The sequence below is a fragment of the Paenibacillus sp. FSL R5-0914 genome (assembly GCF_038004525.1).
In the GTDB taxonomy this organism is placed as follows: Bacteria; Bacillota; Bacilli; order Paenibacillales; family Paenibacillaceae; genus Paenibacillus_AQ.
On the sequence record NZ_JBBORH010000001.1, the window covers coordinates 120328 to 140830 of the forward strand.

12 protein-coding genes are annotated in these 20503 nt (G+C 44.5%); 1 reads left to right on the forward strand and 11 read right to left on the reverse strand.

Annotated features, from left to right (window positions below; translation table 11 throughout):
* Positions 1-28 precede the first annotated feature (28 nt).
* On the reverse strand, positions 29-715 hold the full coding sequence (locus MKX60_RS00475) for a nuclease-related domain-containing protein (protein ID WP_076300255.1): 687 nt from the start codon (positions 713-715) through the stop codon (positions 29-31).
* Positions 716-961: 246 nt separating this feature from the next.
* Positions 962-1459, reverse strand: a complete 498-nt coding sequence (locus MKX60_RS00480) for a hypothetical protein (protein ID WP_076300254.1) — start codon at positions 1457-1459, stop codon at positions 962-964.
* Between the two features lie 150 nt (positions 1460-1609).
* Between MKX60_RS00480 and MKX60_RS00485 the strand changes: the two genes are divergently transcribed.
* Entirely contained in the window at positions 1610-1855 is a 246-nt protein-coding gene (locus tag MKX60_RS00485) for a helix-turn-helix domain-containing protein (protein ID WP_076185152.1), read from the forward strand.
* A 574-nt stretch (positions 1856-2429) separates the two neighbouring features.
* Here MKX60_RS00485 and MKX60_RS00490 read toward each other — a convergent pair.
* The 9 genes from MKX60_RS00490 to MKX60_RS00530 form a co-directional block, all read right to left on the reverse strand.
* Positions 2430-4304, reverse strand: a complete 1875-nt coding sequence (locus MKX60_RS00490; RefSeq protein ID WP_341058835.1) for a flagellin N-terminal helical domain-containing protein — start codon at positions 4302-4304, stop codon at positions 2430-2432.
* Between the two features lie 308 nt (positions 4305-4612).
* Positions 4613-5059 (reverse strand): hypothetical protein, encoded by a 447-nt coding sequence (locus MKX60_RS00495; RefSeq protein WP_340974066.1) that lies wholly within the window; start codon positions 5057-5059, stop codon positions 4613-4615.
* Positions 5060-5297: 238 nt separating this feature from the next.
* Positions 5298-11300 carry an S-layer homology domain-containing protein gene (locus tag MKX60_RS00500; protein WP_341058836.1) on the reverse strand — a complete coding sequence of 2001 codons (6003 nt, stop codon included), beginning with the start codon at positions 11298-11300 and terminating at the stop codon, positions 5298-5300.
* Between the two features lie 391 nt (positions 11301-11691).
* Positions 11692-13086: a thioether cross-link-forming SCIFF peptide maturase gene (gene scfB / locus MKX60_RS00505; RefSeq protein WP_341058838.1), complete on the reverse strand. Its 1395-nt coding sequence runs from the start codon at positions 13084-13086 to the stop codon at positions 11692-11694.
* A 122-nt stretch (positions 13087-13208) separates the two neighbouring features.
* Complete coding sequence (gene scfA / locus MKX60_RS00510; RefSeq protein WP_076098734.1) at positions 13209-13358, reverse strand: six-cysteine ranthipeptide SCIFF; 150 nt, start codon at positions 13356-13358, stop codon at positions 13209-13211.
* Between the two features lie 481 nt (positions 13359-13839).
* Positions 13840-14409 (reverse strand): SF0329 family protein, encoded by a 570-nt coding sequence (locus tag MKX60_RS00515; protein ID WP_340974062.1) that lies wholly within the window; start codon positions 14407-14409, stop codon positions 13840-13842.
* Positions 14410-14712: 303 nt separating this feature from the next.
* On the reverse strand, positions 14713-17733 hold the full coding sequence (locus MKX60_RS00520) for a DUF4855 domain-containing protein (protein WP_341058839.1): 3021 nt from the start codon (positions 17731-17733) through the stop codon (positions 14713-14715).
* A 402-nt stretch (positions 17734-18135) separates the two neighbouring features.
* A complete protein-coding gene (locus MKX60_RS00525) occupies positions 18136-18918 on the reverse strand; it encodes a response regulator transcription factor (RefSeq protein WP_341058841.1) in 783 nt (260 codons plus the stop codon).
* A complete protein-coding gene (locus tag MKX60_RS00530; protein ID WP_341058842.1) occupies positions 18893-20482 on the reverse strand; it encodes a sensor histidine kinase in 1590 nt (529 codons plus the stop codon). The genes MKX60_RS00525 and MKX60_RS00530 overlap by 26 nt, the downstream gene beginning before the upstream one ends.
* Positions 20483-20503: the final 21 nt, after the last annotated feature.

Consider the following 20503-nt stretch of genomic DNA (forward strand, 5'->3'; position numbering starts at 1 on the left):
TACAATGATAGGTAACTCATAGGTACTTCTAGTTTTTTTGCTTTATTCTCTGTACGTGAAGCTTGCGAATCTCCGCATCGGTTATATTGGCCTGAAGCAAATGCTCATAAATCGTTTGTATTTGCGCCGGAGAGATAGAAGGTTCAGGAGTTACTGTTTTTAAACTGATCAGCTTCCTAGAGATAAACTCACTTAGTTCCACATCATAGACAACCAGTTCGTCCGAGTGGATTTTCCGAAGCTCCGGATCAATAATGAACCGACATCTCATCGTGAATGAAACCATAGAGATAAATTTCACTGCAGCTATACCTTGTATCAGGCTCTCGATGGCCTTAATATGTCCATAGTTTTGCTTCAGCGGATTATACATCTTGTAACGATTGCTCACTGACCATTGTTGATCCGTTCGCCCACCTTTAATTTCTCCATTATAGTTTTTCGTCTCAATGACAAATAAGCAATACGGGGAAATAACGATATGATCAATCTGGGTATACCCTGTTCGAGACTTGGGATTAGGGAGTAATAGATCGCTTAACGATTTACACTCCTTAGGTAACTGGTCGAGTTGAATATTGATTTTATGCTCACCTAACTCTCCAATTCGTGTGGAAGCAACCTTCGGTTTCGACTTAGGAGTTTGTGCCTTACGCACTGCCTGTGGTGGCTTAGTGTCGGATATTTTAAAGAGAGACAATAGCGCTTTAAACATAGCAAAACCTCGCCTGATATAGATTTACAATATGTATGGTTATTCGACAATATGGGAAGTTATCCCTTTATTCAAACCATGAATGGAGGTCTGCCCTCTTTTTGGATGAACAGCATCTAAAAAAACAAAAATTCCAAACATATATACACAAAAAGACTGTCGCAAGGACAGTCCGAAAATAAAGTATGCGTTTATCCCCTTTAGTTCCGATCCTTATATGCTTTTCCGGCAGCCACAGGACATGTCTTAGTCTGAGGGAACTGAAGGGGCAGTAAAGGCATTTGCAAGCTGCATGCCATCCTTCAGTCCTTGTAGATATAGACGTTCATAAAGAACGGCTTGCTTCGATTGAAGCCTATCCTCCCAGTACTCAAACTCTGGCATACGTGCAATGTCCATGGAGTCAAACAACGCTTGAAAAGCTTTGCGCTCTTCTTCAAAAACATGCCTAGGCTCGGATTGATGTTCAATCTGTGCGGTCACCTCATCCAATCGACCTTGAATCGTCTGTAAAAACCATGCAGGAAAGCTCAACATATCCCCTCCAAGATAGAAACTCAAACGAAACGACGCTGCATGTCCGTTTTTTTCTTGGTACATCCGATTAATCAGTTCGTCAACCTTACGACTCTGGGCCTGAACCTCTTCATTGCTGCTTAACGGAATTCCCTGCTCTAGTGATTGCTGTCCGAGTTCATTCAGCTTACGCTTTTCCTCCTCATATTTGCACATCAGATGTTGCATTGCACCCCCACCTTCCGGAAAAGCTATATCTGTAGACGATGTATGGAAATTTTAATGCGTTTATCGGTTTATTTCATTTTAATTCGATATCCGCATTAAAACAACACTTACCTCGCATACAATTTGGTTAAATTGTGAGGTGAGACCAAAATGAGGCATCGCAAAGAGCCCCCAGGTGACAAAAATATCATTGGAACCCGAGTTGTAGCTATTCGAAAAGCTAAGCGAATGAAGCAAAAGGATTTCCTTGCCAGGTTGCAAACCTTCGGCTTAGACATCAGTCCAACCAGTTTATCGCGCTTGGAGGGTCAATATAGACTCGTGCAGGATTATGAGGTGGTTGCCATTGCGAAAGCTCTGGATGTTTCTGTTGGGGAGCTGTTGGGGGAGGGTTAGTGAAGTGATGTTGATGGTGAACTCTACTGCTGAAAAAAGATTTGGCGATCAAGCGTAAGTACGTACGTATAACGTCCAAAAAGATGGAGAACTGAAGCAACTTCTGATTCTTACTTTGTATGCTTCAGTCGCTTACAGATGATTTCTATTGCTAGGTAGACATCAAATAATACCTTTCAATGAAGAGAAGGCAATCCCCCAATCCCATATAACTTCTCATTCGTTATTTCCGTTGTTCGTATTAATAAACTCCTGTTAAAAAACCGTAATTTCCCCAATTATTTCCTTTTTTATATCACGACTTTATAATAATCTGAATAATATCCTGATAGAAAGACAGGGGAAAGGCTTGATGGATAAGATTTTCACTTCTTCACTCATGCTTTTCTCCGATGTCTATCACGTCTTCATTCGATTTTAGTCACGAGTTTATTGTGGGGCTACAACTTTCGCACAAGAAACGCCACACTTTCCACACTTATTGGACAGTCCTGATGTGGCAGTATTCGCTTAATTGTTATAATAGCCCATACATCTTAGCCTTGGTTGATTCTTAAGCAAGAAGGAACTAAACTTATATATTTAATAATTCTAAGACATCTTGTGGTTTTTGATTGGCTTGAGCCAATAACACTTGAGATGCTTGAGCAATGATATTATTCTTAGTCATTCTCATCATTTCTTTCGCCATATCCACATCTCTTATCCTTGATTCCGCTGCCGTTAAATTAACTCCGTAATTCGAAACATTATTATGTATGTGTTCTAATGCATTTTGATAAGCACCGAACTTAGACCGCTCTGCTGAAACTATTTTTATTGCTTTATCAATTTTGGATATTGCTGATTCTGCACCCTGTATTGTTGAAAAGTCAATCCCATTAATGCCTAGGGCAGTTGTCCTCGCGTCTGATAAATTAACTATAAAGATATTACCTGCATTCGGACCTACTTCTAAATGTAATGTATTACTATTTTTAGCAGCATCAATGATTGTTAGATCAGATACCGTATAACTACTACCATTCATTTCTCGCTCAAACTTAAGTATGCCGTTATCATTTTTAGCAATTATACCAGCACTAATTTTGTCAAATTGATTATTAAGGATATTAATGAAATCGGAAGTAGTATATGAACCTGCGCCTAATGTAACTTGTTTTTTGATTGAACCATCAACGGTAAATTCCCAATCTTGACTATTTTCTATTGATATTCCGTTTGAAATATCAATATTGGTTAAGAGGTAACTCTTTGTACTTGGAGTCCAAACATCACCAGGATTAGCCAAACGTATAAATAATGGATTCAATGCATTGCCGGATACCAACTGTATGGCATTCTTAGAATTGCTTGAATTATGCTTCAATGAGAGCATGTAATGAGTATTACCCGGCCCTGCGCTCGTGTTTACGCCAATTGGACCAGTAAAAGACGCCGTAACTTGGGCTCCGACATTCGTGAGTTGTTTATTTAATTCAATAATAAACTCATCTCTGCTATAGGCCCCCTCAGTTAGCACAATCGTTTTGGATACTCCATTTTCTTTAAAATCAAGCGTATCGTTTACACCTGAAACCACGGTATAACCTATTGAAAAATCCGCCTCTCTTCCCCACACATGATAATTCCCCAAAAAGTTATCTTCTTGAGCAAATATCTCATTAAATGCAGTTCCCTCGATTTCGATCATATGATTGCCTGGTATTGTGCTCGTAAGTAATGTTCTCATATGAGTATCATCCCACTTACTATACACATCAGTAAGTTTTACAGGTGCCCCTAATGCTGCAAGTTTGGAATTAATATCATTGTATATAGCAGTTGAAGAGCCGTTATACATCCCTGAGGCAATAGTAACAGAATAAGAATTCCCATCAACTTTCACCGTCAGCTCATCATTCACCCCGGCAATAATTTCAACCCCTGCAGCATTATGAATATTGTCACTATTTCCAATTAAAGTTGAACTAGTTAATGAAGAAATATTCTCACCTGTATATATTGTATAGGTTCCTGAATTGCTCGAACTGGCATTCAATAAGTTAATTCCGTTAAAATTTGTGTTATTTGCAATTTCATTTATCCCTTGCTTAATTTGTTGAACTTCTTTTTGAATATGACTTCTATCTGAATCAGTTAAAGTACCATTAGAAGCCTGTACAGCAAGTTCTCTTAACCTTAAAAGATTAGGGTCTTGTATTATCCCTAATGCCCCTTCAGCGGTTTGAATTAGTGAAATACCATCTTGAATATTTCTTCCAGCTTGAGCTAATCCACGAATCTGCGCTCTCATTTTTTCCGATATTGCCAATCCCGCTGCATCATCTGCCGCTTTATTAATAAATAATCCTGAAGACAACTTTTCTAATGAAGTTCCTATGGATTTGTTATTTTTATTTAATTTATTTAATGTATTTAATGCAGAGATGTTATGCGCAATTCTCATATTGTCACCACCCATAATATTACATCGGTATTTCGTATCCATTTTATTAGCACTAAATACCTATATTTTCTCTTTTTAGAAATCAGCAGTAATTTTGTTTGGTTTTTTCATGGTAGGATCCTTCTAACATCTCCATGCTTCAAAGCCAATGAAGAACTCTAAAGAGGAGCTTTGATTCACAAGATGAATTAACTGTTTAAACGTTCACAAAGACGACTGAATAGAAATCAGTTACAACTTACAAAAGCAACTTAAAAAGGGGTTTAGCCATTTGGCTAACCTCTTTGTTCAATATGAATAACCCCCTGTTAAAAACAGCCACAACCTGCAATCACCATTGTTCGCATAAATAAAGACACACTTGAATTTGATGATTCCCCCGTTTTTTTCACGAGTTTTTGGGGTTGCGACTTTCTTTCCATCAATACTATGCATTCTACATGAGTGGGGTAGACAGTGTGAACAAACTTTATACGATGAGCCCTCATCATTTGAGGAGATTCCTCAACCTGTGCAAGCATTAGACTATATATTAAATTATCAAAGCGTTTGGCATGCTCGTCTATATCATCCATATATACAATAGGTGCAAGGTATTTAATCAGATTGGATTGATCCTGCTCCAGCAAGCAGACAAAAGCCGCATTATGTTTATACTTCTCTATGTATTGTAGCTGCATTTTCACAGATACTAATTCCGTATTAAGTGCTTGAATTTGTCCAATTACTATTTCTATCAAATCAGCACGAATCAATTGATAGGGTTCATCTATAAAGACAAACTCCTGCATATGATGAATTAATCGGACAAGCTGTGGGCTTCCCCCCCCCCTTGTAATCCCTCCTTATGTTGACAGAAGAATCCGAAATTACACAAATAATCAAACGTGCCTTGACCAATCCTTCTCCAAACAGATCTTTACGAAGCCCTATCAAGAAAAAAAAGCGGAATTCAGCCCTATGCTGAATCCGCTTTTCATTACCCTTCACAATTTAATCAATAAGCCCCGACTTCTGCAGCAACCGCTGAATCAGAACTGCCACTTCCGCGCGGGTGACATTAGCCTTTGCCTCCAGCTTATTGTCACCACGGCCACTAATCAAGCCAGCTTTGGCCGCAAGCGCCAGACTGTCCTTAGCCCAGACACCTATGTTACCGGCATCTGTAAAGGCTGCGAGCACGTTTGTCACATCCACTGTGCCAGTCTGGTCCGCAAGGCCTGTTAACTTCATCGCTTTAGCGATAATGTTCATGGCCTGCTCGCGAGTGATTGGAGCATTCGGTTGGAATGTCCCGTCCTCAAAACCGGTGATCAGACCGTACTTCGATGCCGTTTCAACCGCACCTGCATACCAGCTATTCGCTGATACATCCGCAAATGCTGTCTTACTTTCACCAAGTTTCAGTCCCAGACCGCGTACAATGATCGCCGCGAACTCTGCCCTGGTGATATCTGCATTCGGGTTAAAGATCGTTTTGTTCACTCCATTAATTACTAGACGAGATCCCATATCGTTCACGGCGTCCTTCGCCCAATGATTCTCCACATCCGCAAAAGTCAGCGGATGCCAGATCACCGAATACGAGCTATTCGTCACACTCTTAATAACTGCGTAGTATTTGCCCTCCTTCAGAACGAATCTAGTCGGTACATGGCGCACTGTGCCATCTGGCTCCACAACGACTCCAGTCGTAATCCGATTCGGATCAATACCACCTGGAAGTGTCACTATCCGCTCTACGTAAGCATTGAACTGACTCACTTCCACTGTCGATGTACCGTAAGTAGCGGTAACAGTGAAATCTAGTGACGGTGCAACAAGTGTGAATCCACCACTGCTTGCAGCACCTGTCACTACTTGGTTCATAGATGGCGAGGTCTCACTGATCGTAATCTTCAGTATGATATCTTCCAGCTTCAAGCCGCTTCCAAGTTTTTTAGCTAACGCATCAATATTGATTTCGTCGGCTGGCAAAGTATAAGTACCTTTACTTGTCTGAAACACTAGGGTAGCCGATGCGTTCTCCATGTTCTTAATTATTTGACCGTTTAACTCAGCGACGATGATGTTGGAATCCTGCGTCACCGGAACGGTCACCACCGCCCCGTTACCTTCCGCGTCCAGCTTCACTTGGAGTTTAGCTGGGTCGACGACGATAATAGTTGTTGCCACGTTTCCTAAGGTCGTTGTTGTTGCTTTGCCCGCGTTCTCTTCCTTACCGTTAACAAGGACGATCACATCGGTAACGACTGTGTTCGCGTTACCGGGGGTTGTTCCACTATTCGAGTTGCTTCCGGATCCTGGGCTGACCGGATCAGTACCAGGTGTTACGGTATCAGCCACCACAGCTGCTGTTGCACTACCGTATTTCACCACTTTGCCGTCAGCATCTACCTCTGCAATCCCAATCGTATCTCCATTGGCCGCAGGAACCAATCCCTCACTGCCTACAAGCGTGTATCCAGTCAGGACATCTCCCACATTTGGTACGACGACGCTACCAGCGCCAAAGTTCTTATAAAGGAGCTTATGTCCTTCAGCCAGCGCAGGCGTTACGGTGATTTGTGTATAGCCGTTATTTGCCGAGCCACTTGGATCGATGGCGATCACGTTCAAGCCATCGGCAGGGTTAAGCATATTAATTGTAAAGGTCAGCGTGGTTGCCGGTCCTGCCGGAACGGACCCGCTAGCTACCACACGTACCTTAACGATGTGCTCACCACTCAAATCCGGCAAGTTTGTTCCGTCGTACCGTACGTAAGGTCCGTCGTCCACAGAAAATTCCATACTTGTGTCCAGACCAGCAATCGTATTGTTCAGATCATCAGCCGTGACTTCAGGCGCGGACGGGATGACCGCATTCGAGTCATGAACGATAACCTGAGCAGCAATAGAAGCGAATGCTGTTGCCGTTGCCTTTTCCCGAACATAATACGTGTCCGGCGCAAGGTCAGTAATCATTGTGTCTGTAACTTCTGTCCAAAGACCAGTGCTGCCTATTTTGTATTCCATTTGGACTGTCAGATTCTGAATGGTACCGTTGTTAGCCCCATTGTACGTTACATCCGTAACAGTCACACCTACCGGAGCCGCTGCACGAGATGGAATGCTTAACGTCTGTACCGCACTGTCCGTAGTTGTTGAACCGTCACCTTTCTTAAGGATGCTCAGTGACGTTCCCAACCAGCTGCTATCAATTTCCAGCTTACCATCTACTGGCACCGTAATCGCTGTATCGTTTACCATGTATGAGCCACTTGGCGTTAGGCCTGCCAACTGTTCAGTAGCATAGTCGATGATCGCCGCTGGCGTCGCTTCTGGCATTTTCGTGAATGCCGATACCGTCACTTGCACCGAAGCCGAGGTAAATGCCGTCGCTGTTGCTTTCGTCCGCACATAATACGTGTCTGGAGTAAGCCCAGTCACGCTTGTACCAGGTACATCCGTCCATGCACCTGCTGTACCTTTCTTGTATTCCATTGCAGTAGTAACATTGATGAGCGTACCATCGTTTCTGTTCAATCCCGTTTCACCCGTTGCTGTCACACCAATCGGCGCCACTGAACGGGACGGAATGCTTAGCGTCTGCACTGCGCTATCCGTTGTCGTCGAGCTGTTGCCCTTCTTCACGATGCTTAGCGATGTTCCTATCCAACTACTATTAATGGCCAGCTTACCATCTACTGTCGCCGTAACCACTGAACCATTTACCGTGTACAAGCCACTTGGCGTCAAGCCTGTCAACTGCTCTGCCGCATAGTCAATGATGGCTGTCGGTGTTGCTTCCAGCGTTGGCACGAACGTAGCCACCGTCACGATCTTCGCTTCTGACGCAAATGCTGTCAAAGTCGCTTTCGTCCGCACATAATATGTGTCCGGAATAAGTCCTGTCACGGTTGTGCCTGACACATCCGTCCATGCACCTGCTGTGCCCTTCTTGTATTCCATCACGGTTGTTACGTTCGTCAATTTGCCATCGTTGGCATTTATCGCCGTTTCATCCGTCGCCGTTACACCAGTCGGCACCCCTGCACGGGACGGAATGCTTAACGTCTGCGCCGCACTATCCGTTGTCGTCGAGCCATTGCCTTTCTTCACAATACTCAGCGACATTCCCAACCAACTGTTACCAATAGCTAATTTGCCATCAGCTGTCGCTGTTACCAAAGCTCCGTTTACTGTGTACGAGCTGTTTGGCGTGAGACCTGTCAATTGTTCGGCCGAATAATCAATAACAGCTGTCGGCGCCACTTCCGGTGTTGCTACAAAAGCAACCACCGCCACTTGCACTGAAGCTGACGCAAATGCCGCCCTAGTCGCTTTCGTCCGCACATGGTACGTGTCCGGAGTTAGTCCCGTTACGGTTACACCCGTCACATCTTTCCATGCACCTGCCGCACCCTTCTTGTATTCCATCTCGGTTGTCACGTTCGTCAAGGTACCATTATTAGCATTTATCGTCGTTTCGTCTGTCGCCGTCACACCTATCGGCGCCCCTGGACGGATCGGAATGCTTAGCGTCTGCGCTGTGCTATCCGTTGTCGTAGAACTATTGCCCTTCCTCACGATGCTCAGTGACGTCCCCAACCAACTGCTGCCAATAGCTAATTTGCCATCAGCTGTCGCTGTAACCAAAGTGCCGTTTACTGTGTACGAGCCACTTGGCGTCAAACCTGTTAACTGCTCGGCCGCATAGTCAATGTTAGCTATCGGTGCTGCTTCCGGCGTTGGCACGAAAGTAGCCACCGTTATGCTCTTCGCTTCTGAAGCAAATGCCGTCGTCGTCGCTTTCGTCCGCACATAATACGTGTCCGGAACAAGTCCCGTTACGGTTACACCTGCTACACTCGTCCATACACCTGCTGTACCTTTCTTGAATTCCATCTCGGTTGTCACGTTCGTCAATGTACCATTGTTAGCACTGATCTCCGTTTCATCCGTCGCTATCACACCAGTCGGCGCCTCTGCACGTGGCGGAATGCTTAGCGTCTGCGCCGCGCTATCCAATGTCGTCGAGGCATTGCCTTTTTTCACGATGCTCAGCGACGTATCCAACCAACCACTGTTAATGGCCAGCTTACCATCTGTTGTCGCTGTTACTGCCGTACCGTTCACCGTGTACGAACCGCTTGGCGCCAGACCAGTTAACTGCTCTGCCGTATAATCAATGATGGCTGCCGGTGTCGCTTCCGGTGTTGCCACGAACGTAGCCACCGTAACGCTCTTCTGTTCTGACGCAAACGCCGTCACCGTCGCTTTTGTCCGGACATAGTAGATGTCCGGATCAAGTCCCGTTACGGTCGCACCTGAAATATTCGTCCAAGTACCCGCCACACCCTTCTTGTACTCCATTGCAGTTGTTACGTTAGTCAATGTACCATCGTTAGCACTTATCGCCGTTTCATTCGTCGCCGTTACACCAGTCGGCGCCCCTGGACGGGATGGAATAATCAGCGTTTGTGCTGGGCTATCCGTTGTCGTCGAACCATCGGCTTTCTTAACGATGCTCACTGACGTTCCCAACCAGCTGATGTCTATAGCCAGCTTACCATCCGCTGTCGCCGTTACCGCCGTACCGTTGTTAACCGAGTACGCGCTGTTTGGCGTCAGTCCTGTCAGTTGCTCAGCTGCATAGTCAATGATGGCTGCTGGTGCCGGAGCTCCCGTTTCAAATATTTTAGCGGTTATTCTATAATGATCAGCGTCCGTATTATCGGTTGTCACCAAGAGAAGCTTGTCACCAAAGGTAGGATACAACCGGAAGCTTGGATAATATTCCACATCGAACATCCAAGTGTCTTCATTGTAACCCTGAAAAACCACCGGAGCGGAATCCACCGGCTGATCCGATGTAAAAACCAAATTACCGTCATTGTCATAATAATTCAGGTAAGCATACTGCGTTCCAGACCATTCTTTACCATAGTTGTACGCATCATCGATGGCTTTATTGGAGGTAGAGTCTGTACTTACGGTTACAAATCCCGGAGTTGCAGAATTCTTATATACGGCAGCGGATGATTCACCCAGAGAGCCATTTACCGTAAAATCACCTTTGCTCGTACCGTTCTTATCATATAAGGAGACTGTTGATGTGCCGTTTCTATAGCTATATTGGCTGAACATGAAATTGCCGTTGTTCAACGTGGATAGAAACAGCTGTTTTTCATCCGTTCTTATACCTTTATCAATCGTTTTTAACAGAGTCCCACTATTACTGAATATTTTCAGATGAATAGTATCCGTCTGGGGTCCTACTCCCGAATTGTAAGCAACCATATATACACCGTCTCCAGCGGATACATAAGACATGCTCGCATTATGGTTAACCAATAGCGTTTCACTCGAGACCGGGGTTCCCGTAACAGAGAACACACGCGTAGCCGTGCTAATATTGTCGTTTCGTTGCCAGGAAAAAGCTATATTGCCGTCAGACAACTCCGTTATAGAGACAAAGCGCGTGAGTGCCGGGGTACTGGCGGCAGAGTATGTATTAATCTGCGTCTGACCGACCACCTTTTGTCCTGACTGGTTTAGCACCATGAAATAGGCATTGGGAGTACTCTCCCTAACGGTTCCCAATTGCAAATTGTTATCGCCGCTGTCGCTTTTATGGTAAGTAATCAGAATCTTTCCGTCACTTAGCGCAAGCATATTCACATCAGTCATTTTGTAATAGGTATCCATTAGACTGCTCAGATCAACATCTGTTCTAAGTGTCCCCGTGCTGTCAAAAATCTTCAAAAAATAAGAATAAACGTAGGAATTGCCTTGATAAGCGAATGTGTTCAACACTACTGCGGTACTTCCGTCAGGAAGAACATCAACATCAGAAACATTCTTACCCGAGGCGTTTGTAACTGGAGGCTGAATGGGAATGTCCACCGTTTTGGTGAATGAGGGGATGGCAGCGTATGCCCGGAGTGAAATCATCGGTAGCAGTCCAATGACTAATATAAAAGCCAATCCAATCTTGCCTAACTTTTTTAACATTGCTTTCCTCCTTGTCGAATGACTATTCATATAATTGTTAACGCTTCCGTAATTGCAGTTAATACAGAAAAGCAGATTTCTATCCTATTATATCGACATTTCTCAGAAAATAGTTTATTTTTCGACAAAAAAATACGCTGAAACACGAATTTAATATGACTTTAGTCATATATATTTGTATTCAAAGAAAACATCATAGATTCGCACATTAAAAAAGCCCTCTCTGTCTATTAAACAGATTAGGCCGTCATGTTTTGAATTCCGCATCCTGATTGCCGATGGAAAAGACGATCTATGATCGTAGTTCTAGTTAATACAAAAAAAACCGAGAAAGGCACTTTATTTAAAAGTGTCTATTTCTCGGTTATAGTTTATTCGTCCGTTACGTTAACTAGCTAGATTGCCCTTCCATCGCTCTAATAGATTCATCAACCTTCACCATCATGGAACATTCGACCCTCTTGCGGAAGATGTCACAGCTGAAGTCATAAGTTCCGACCAGGGAACCCGTCGCGTGCAGCGCATTGGCAGGACAACCGCCGCTGCAGTAGAGTTTCGCCCAGCAGTCCTTGCATTCCGGCTTCGAGTAGCAGTTGCTCTCTTGGAATTGACATTGCAGCTCAGGTTGTGTGATTCCATCCCAGAGATTTCCCATGCTGTACTCTTCATCCCCTACGAACTGGTGGCAAGGGAAGAGCTCTCCCCAGGGTGTGACAGCAAGATATTCCGTTCCTGAACCACAGCCAGTGATTCTCTTCTGGATGCAAGGTCCTTCCGAGAGGTCAAGCATGTAGTGATAAAAGGTAAACCCTTTACCTTGTTCACCGCGACCGATCATTTCCTTGGCAAGAATTTCGTACTGGTTGTATATCTCCGGGAGATCTTCCTCGGTAAGTGCATAGGGTTCCTTTGGATCACAGATGACTGGTTCCATCGAGATCTTGTCAAAACCAAGGTCTGCGATATGAAATATATCGTTGGTGAAATCGACATTGTTACGAGTGTAAGTTCCTCGAACATAGTACTCTTGGTCCCCGCGCTTACGAACGAATTCCTTGAACTTCGGAACAATATGATCGTAGCTGCCTTTTCCGTTAACCGTTTGGCGAAGTCGGTCATGAACCTCTTTTCTTCCATCCAGGCTTAATACGACATTGTACATTTCCTGATTTAAAAACTCGGTGACCTCATCGTTCAGCAGCATCCCGTTCGTCGTGAAGGTGAAGCGGAACTTTTTTTTGTATTCTTGTTCCTTGCTTCTTGCATAAGCTACGATCTGTTTAACAACTTTCCAGGCCAAAAGCGGTTCCCCGCCGAAAAAGTCGATGTCCAGGTTTCGATGATGACCCGAATTTTCAAGCAGGTAATCGATAGCTTTTTGTCCAACCTCATAGCTCATGATTGCCCTATCTCCGTTGTATTTCCCCTGGCTAGCGAAGCAATAGTCGCATGACAAATTACAGGTATGCGCAACATTGAGGCAGAGTGCCTTGACATAAGTTTTTCGTTTTTTTAAATCAAGCGAGAGGTTCTCATACTCATCTTTTGTAAAAAGCTGTCCATCATTTTTAAGTTCCTCGATATCCGCGATGGTTTCTCGAATTTCGCTCTCGGAAATGCTGGAATCATCTTTATATTTATCCAACAGCGTTGTCACGATTTTTTCGGCAGAAGTTTTCTCATACTCCGCTATAATTTCATATGCTAGGTCATCAACAACATGCACCGAGCCACTATAGGTATCGAGCACGATATTGTATCCGTTTAGTTTATATTGATGAATCATACTTACTAATCAAGCTCCTTTTGCACACAAGTAGAAACGGCTTTGCTATCCTCTAGAGGAAGCGTCCATTTCTTAAAAATAGCCGCCCATCAGCAGAGCAATGGGCGGTAAAATTCCGAATCCTATCTGTTCATTGCATTTTCACACTTCTGGTTTGCAACGCCGCAGGAAGTTTTACAAGCGGATTGGCAAGATGTCTGGCATGCGCCGCATCCGCCGTGTTTTGCGGTATCCATCAGTTTGCGGGTGCTCAGTGTTACGATTCTTTTCACGATAAATAACTCCTTCTGTAATTTCTTGTGATCACTTTCACTTAATTTCCATGGAACATCGTAGCAACATCACGCAAGTACGTCTATGATTCCCGTCACCTAGCAGAGCAGAGCAGAGAGAGCTTGAACATAAGCATCAACGCTAATTATGCTGCAGTCTTCGTACTTGTGATCGTAAGATGCGGTAGCGGGAACCAGAGTCAGCGCAATACTAAAAAAGTGAAACAAAAAAGAGACGGCAATGATGCCATCTCTTTAACAACGATTTTTCCTCATACTTGTCCGTAAAGTCCAATAAATATAAGGATTTCATAACACTGTATCCTTCCTTACCAGTAGAGCGACACTCTCCGATTCCATATGCACCATATGCGAACATCCCTCTCATTATCATGGCTATTGTTATGGTGGGAAGAAGTCGCGTAGAATTAGGGATTTTTGTAGGGAGTGTTTCTTGAATATTCAATGAAGTTATTTATTTTTATAATGTACTACGCCTTAGTTCATAAAAATATTGCACACTTGGATGCTTTAACTTCATCTTCTCGCTCATGTTTAAAATTCGCTTTTTTCCAACTCGTCTGTCCACTAAGGCTAGAATATTCAATAAGATATCGTCACTTTCTAAGCTCTCCTCTATGGAAATAGATAAATACTTAGTAGCTATAACAATAAAATTCGATTTACTTAATGACGTCTGTGCTGACAAAAGCTCCTTTGCAACTTCTGATATTTTTCTGCTTCTTGCAATGACTATTAAACGATCCTCCGGGATGATCCCCTTGCTATCTTTTCTAACCGCTTCAATGTCTTCATGGTTGATAGGAATTTGAAGATCTGAATCATTCTTAATCTCCTGCTCCGTCTGATACCATCTAATTGAGCTAGTTCTATCATTCATATTAAGTACGTTCTTTTTATCTACCGAAATATAACAATTCCCTGATTTATCAGGTAAATAACGGTAACTACTTGCGCGATATTCAACCCTGCCGTATAACGCAGGACAGAGAAAACTCTCCAGTTGTTGCTTCAATTTGCTCCAGGACATGTATCCTCCTATGTTTTATGTTATAAATACCTGTTGAGGCAGTCGTTCTATTATACAATACATAATACAATCCCACTAAAACCTGAATAATATCTTGATATAATCTAATCCTCTATTTGTCACGTCTACATAGAAACAAGCCGATTAGGTATAGACCCCGTGGTCTGGTACCTAATCGGCTTGTTATGTTACGCCTCAAACGTTTTTACTTCGGTTATAAGTCTTCCTCGGACAGATAATTCGATAACCGGTACAGGAAGTTTCAGCGCGGGTCGTATTGCTGCTTGGATGATTATTTCTCCATTACTTATCGTGACCTTTACCCGGGTTTTCTTTTGAGTATTCAAAGGTCACTTTTACAGGCTCGCTCATATAGCCAGTCGATAGATACGCCTCATTGGTTCCCTTTAAATTACCTGTAAGTTTGAATGTGAATTGGAAGCTTCCCGCGACTGTACTCTTCGTCTCATCTTCAAGATGAACCTTGCCTTTTGGATCAAGCACCTTCAACTTCACATTTGTAAGGACGCCATTCATCAGCAATCCATCAATCGTTACTTTTTTCGCTTCCTCGTCAACCTTTACTTGTATGCCCTCAATGCCCTTCACGTCTACAGCGCCCGAGAGGTTATAGACACCAAACTCGTAGATGGAATATCCGTAATCGGTTGCTCTTTTTATGCCTTGTAACTTCATGTATCTTGCCTTGACCGGGTTGAACTGAATCGTTTCTTTGCCATCATGCGCGGTAATAATTCCGTCATTTGGCATGACATTGATCCAGTTCTGCTTATCGTTCGACACAAGAAGTTTGTATTTATCGGCGCGAGCATATTCCCAATCGATTCGAACCGTATCCATTTCCTTCACTTCATCGAGATCGACCAGGAACCAAGTATTGTCCACGTATTCGCTCGCCCATCTTGAAGCAGGGAATCCATCGACGGCTTTAGCCGGTGCATAATTCGCATTATTGCCTTCGGTCGATGAAGCTTCTACCGTTTTATTCTGCGCCAAATTGCCTATCAGGTAATAGACGCTTTCCTTCAGCGTATTGTACGCCTCATCTTTTATCGTACCTGCCTTCTTGAATTCATCCAGCTTTGCGTTAAAGCCTTGGAGATACTTGGTGACTTGCGCTGCATCTTTCCCTTCATAGCGCTTCATCATTTCCAAATAGTTGTTCAAAGAACGCACCGTTGCAGAATTGGTAAATTGCTTCGCTTTTTCGAAGCGGTCGACTAACGCTTTCATACCAGATGCATTTGTCGTTGCTTCGATAACATATGACTTTGTCACCATATGCCCCGCCGTAACGGTAATGTTAAGCTCATGCTTACCAAGCTTGCCTGCAAGCGGAATAACGGTACCCGCTGTATAAGGCTTGCCGTCATACGTCGCCGTCACTTTCGTCAGACCATCATCCGTTCTAAGCTTCCATGTAAAGGATACGGATTCTGAATCGGGCACCTTCATCCCGCTCTGGAACGGCTTGCCGTTCATCTGCACGTCTACCTCGGAAGGCGGAGCCTCGTTGACCTGATACGTTCCTTTAACAAATTGATACAGCCAGTCGTAAAGAACGCGTGTCGCTGGATCTTTACTTACCGCGGTGTTATAGACTGCATTGTTGCCTTGGTAATACGATTTGAAGCCATCCTTCATGAGTCCTGTCTTCGCACCGCTGTTCAAGTAATCGATATACCGCTCGCGGAACACGCCGTCCGTCAGCATCCGATCATCGAACTCGAGTTCATTGGACATGCCATACTGCTTCGCCAGATTCGCAGAATCCTCCAAGCGCTCGATATCCGTCGGCTCGAAGAAGTAGTTCGGTTGGATCGTCACCGCATCGAAGCCGACATCCTTCCACATGAACGCTTTATAAGCGAAGAAGTGCGGAATCCAGAAGAACTTCAGGTCCTTGCCGCTAATTTGCATGTCATGCAGGGTGCTGCTCACCGAACGGATCAGATCCGGTCCGGATTGGCTTGTGCTGATTTGCTCTTCGAACCAGTACATACCTACAAGCTCGAGGTTAGCATAACCTTTTGCTTCCCATCTCGATTTGACTTGCTGCAGCCACCATTGAACTGCTTTTTCACGGTTCGCAAGGGCTTTCTCTTTGCCAACGGAATCATTAAAGTTCAGCGATTCTCCACCTTGTTCAATAGCTCCGAAATTAGTGATCGATTCACCTGGATCCGGAATCATGAGGACAACCTTTTCCTTCACGCCAGACTCGTTCAGCGCATCGGATACTTCCTTAGCCGCTGCGTTTAACGCATCCATATCACCGCCTACCGCAAAGGTCTTATCCAGATACCATTGCCAATCTTCCAGATAAGCCCGCCCGCCGAAATCACGACCTGGATTTGGAGAGTTAATGCCAAGATACAGGACGCCGTCGAAGAGTCGATCCTTAATCTTGCCGTCCTTATCGACATAACTAATGTTCGGAATGATCCGTTCTTTCGTCCAGATGCCTAAGTCATTCGCATATTGCCCGTTATACAAAAGTCCAAGATGCTCTATACCCGCTGTCGCTTCGCCTGCCGCCAAGAATTTCGGCGTATGCGTTGGAACAGTTACGGCTCCGGCAACTTTTCCCTCTTCACCGAGGATTTCAATCTCATCCACGAAGGTCATTGCTCGCGTATGCATTGTGAATGTTACTTTCACGTACCGAGCATACGCGATTTTCGCATGTGGGCCGATCGCTTTAATACCGTCCTTGCTGCCATCCCACACATAGGTCTCCGTGTATTTACCATCATTCCACAGCTTCTGCGTGGCATTGTCTTTGAGCAGTCCCCAGTTCACCTTGTCATCGGAGACGTACATCGATACCGTGAGTGGCACGAGTACATTGTTCGTTGGCCAATCTTCGAGGAAATTGGCTTTAATACCCGTGAGTGATTTCTTCGCCCCCAAATCAAACACAACTTCGCGTGTCTTACCCAAATGATGTCCAACCCATGCTACGTCGGATCTATTGCTTGCCCCATATATACCATCCGTAAGTTTGTTGCCTTCATCCGGATAGGAAGCTTCCGGCTCTTGCGACCACTCATAAGATAAGCCCGCTGCAAGATTGTGATATACCGCCCCATACACTGACGCAATAACACCCTCCGTACCCGCTCCCGGTAGGTCTGATGGAATCGTCACCTCGACCGGATCGGCTTCGCCCGGCGGGTTCGCTGGTGTCTGTTCCTCTGTCTGTGTAGGCGGCAGCGCCTCTTCCGCTTGCGCGATCGGCATCATGGTTACGATCATGATCGCAACCATGACGAGAGCTACCCATTGTCTACTCCTCTTCATATCGTACGAACTCCCTTCTGATTCTTGAGTCAAGAAACATCAATCTCCTAAATGGTATGCGCTTCCATTTCAGCTTACCTCGATGCTCTTTCCTCCCTTCCGAGATTCCGACACGTCATAGAAGCTTATAACATATGTCAATGTCCTTATAGTAACATTATGAAAAGTGGCCTTTCTTTCAAATAGATAATTAATGACATTGGGTATACACTTGTTGACATGAAGGCCTTCACGTCGCGTCTTTATAGGTATAAAGATAGCGCTTACCTCCTTAGGTCCTACCTATTTTCTATCAATGTCCTCTAAGCAATCCGCCAAATAAAAAACGCAACCCCCTCGAGGTTGCGTCGTGTTTATATATGGTGGCGCCTAATTGCTGCGGCGTTCTACTAACTTGATGCCCTATCCATAACCGAACGGATGCTTTTTGTACTCTAAGGGGCTTGAACCGACTCTATTTTTGAACACACGACTAAAATAGTACTGGCTCTTATACCCTACCTTCACGGCCAGATCCCCGATTTTGATATTCGGCATTACGTCATCCAGAATCTCCTTCGCCTTCGATATCCGAAGCTCGGTGACATAGTCAAGGAATGAAGCACCGATTTCTTGCTTCATACGCTTGCTAAGATAGGTTTGGTTGATATGAAATAGCGCTGCTACTCGAGTAATAGACAGCTCCGGATCCTGATAATGACTGTCAATATACTCGGTCACTTTTTGGATAAGCACTGTTCCATCCCCTGTATACCCGGGAAGCCCCAGCTCCTTATCCACCCTGCTTTCATGTGAATGCAAAGGATATTTTGCCTGAAGATGCTCATCGATCCGATGAAGCAGCTTGTTCAGATCACTCTTCGGCACAGGTTTCAATACATAATCGAATGCTTGTAGTTGCACGGCTTGACGCGCATATTCAAAGTTATCGTAGCCGCTGATGATGACAACCAGAACCGACGGACAGCGTTCGCGCAATATATTCATCAGATCGAGCCCATTCATATTCGGCATGTTGATGTCCACAAGACATACATGTGGTGGGGCTTCCTCCACCATATTCAATGCTTCGTTTGCACTTTTCGCTTCTCCTGCAACCTCAAAAAGATACGGACTCTCCTCAATGTATTGTCGCAAGCCTTTGCGAATGATCGTTTCATCATCGACGATGACAATCTTCCACATCTTCTTTCCACTCCCCGTCCAAAGGTATTCGAATGACCATAACGGTAATGCCATCTTCGCTCTTCACTGCAAGGCCATATGGCACCCCGTAAGCTAGTCGAATGCGATGGTTTACACTGTATAGCCCAAAGCCTGTGGCAGAACGATCATATTTATCATCAAGAAGGGCTTGATTCATCTGTTCAAGCTTCTCTTCAGGAATCATAACCCCATTATTTTCAACCTCAATGACCAAATAATCGACCTGTTTATATGCTGTGATCGAAATTTTGCATTTTTGATCCCCAAGTGGCTTAATCCCGTGATAAATCGCATTTTCCACCAACGGCTGCAGCATGAAGCGAACGACTTGGCACTGAGCAAGCTTTTCATCATATCGAAGCTCGTAGTCCAGAATCTCCTCATATCGTACGCCTTGAATATGAAGATAACTCTCGACATGGTACAACTCCTGATCAAGCAGAATGTAGGGACTGCCTGTGCCAAGCCCTAATCGAAAATACGCGCTAAGCGCTTCCACCATCTCCACCACATTGTCTGCTCCATGTTCCGTTGCCATCCACTGGATCGTATCCAATGTGTTGTATAAAAAATGCGGCTTGATCTGCTCATGAATCAGTCTGAGTTCCATCTCCTTTCGGTCCTGCTCCACAGCGTATAATTGAACAAGCATGTCATTGAAGCTTCGCCCAAGATCGCCGATCTCATCCGAGCGCGTAACATCTGCTCGTATGGTTTGGTTGCCGTTCTGCACATTTTCCATTACCTGGCGAAGCGACTGAATTGGACGAATAATGGAAGAAGCAAGCAGCATCAGAAAGACGATAAACGCACTACCGATAAGAACGCCTACCAGCAATGCAGTCCGCTGGGTTTTGATCACCGCTAGCGATAGACTTGAATTCGGTACTTCGAGTACTAGCTTCCAGCCTTCCACATTTTGAATTGGAGCCTCAAATACACTCATGTTCTTCTTATCTGCTGCATCCTCCGCTCCATCTCCTTCACCCAGCTCTCTGCAATCGATGATAAGCTGGCCTGACTGGTCATATAGCATTACATCTTGAGCAATCTCCTTCATCTTCTTGACGGAGACGGCTGCGGCAATATAAGCTACTTCATCATTCACCGATGGATTCACGCGATAGAGAATGACGACGATTTCAACTGCATTCGCTTTGGATACGATCGGATTACTCACCACATAATTGGAATCTGAATTTAGCAGTTGTTTTCGATAGTAGGGTCGGTTTAGTATCGAAAAAGGCTTGTCCCTTGCTGACCAGGAATTTCCGTGAATATCCACCACGCGTATGGATTCGTACTCTACTTGCTTCTTCACCTCGAACTTATCGATCTCTTGCAGCAATTCATCTCGTGTCCACTGATGGTCCGAAGCTAGAGAAGCAAGCATGTCTATCTCTCCAATGCGCTGATTAAACCAATAATCAATCTGGTCGCTGCGTGCATTAACCACTTGCTGCGTTAAGTTCTTATTCAAAGGGACAACCGTATGGTTCATCTCCAAATATATTGTTACAAGCAATGCAACGAACAGCAGCAAGAAGCAGCCTCCTGCGATTAA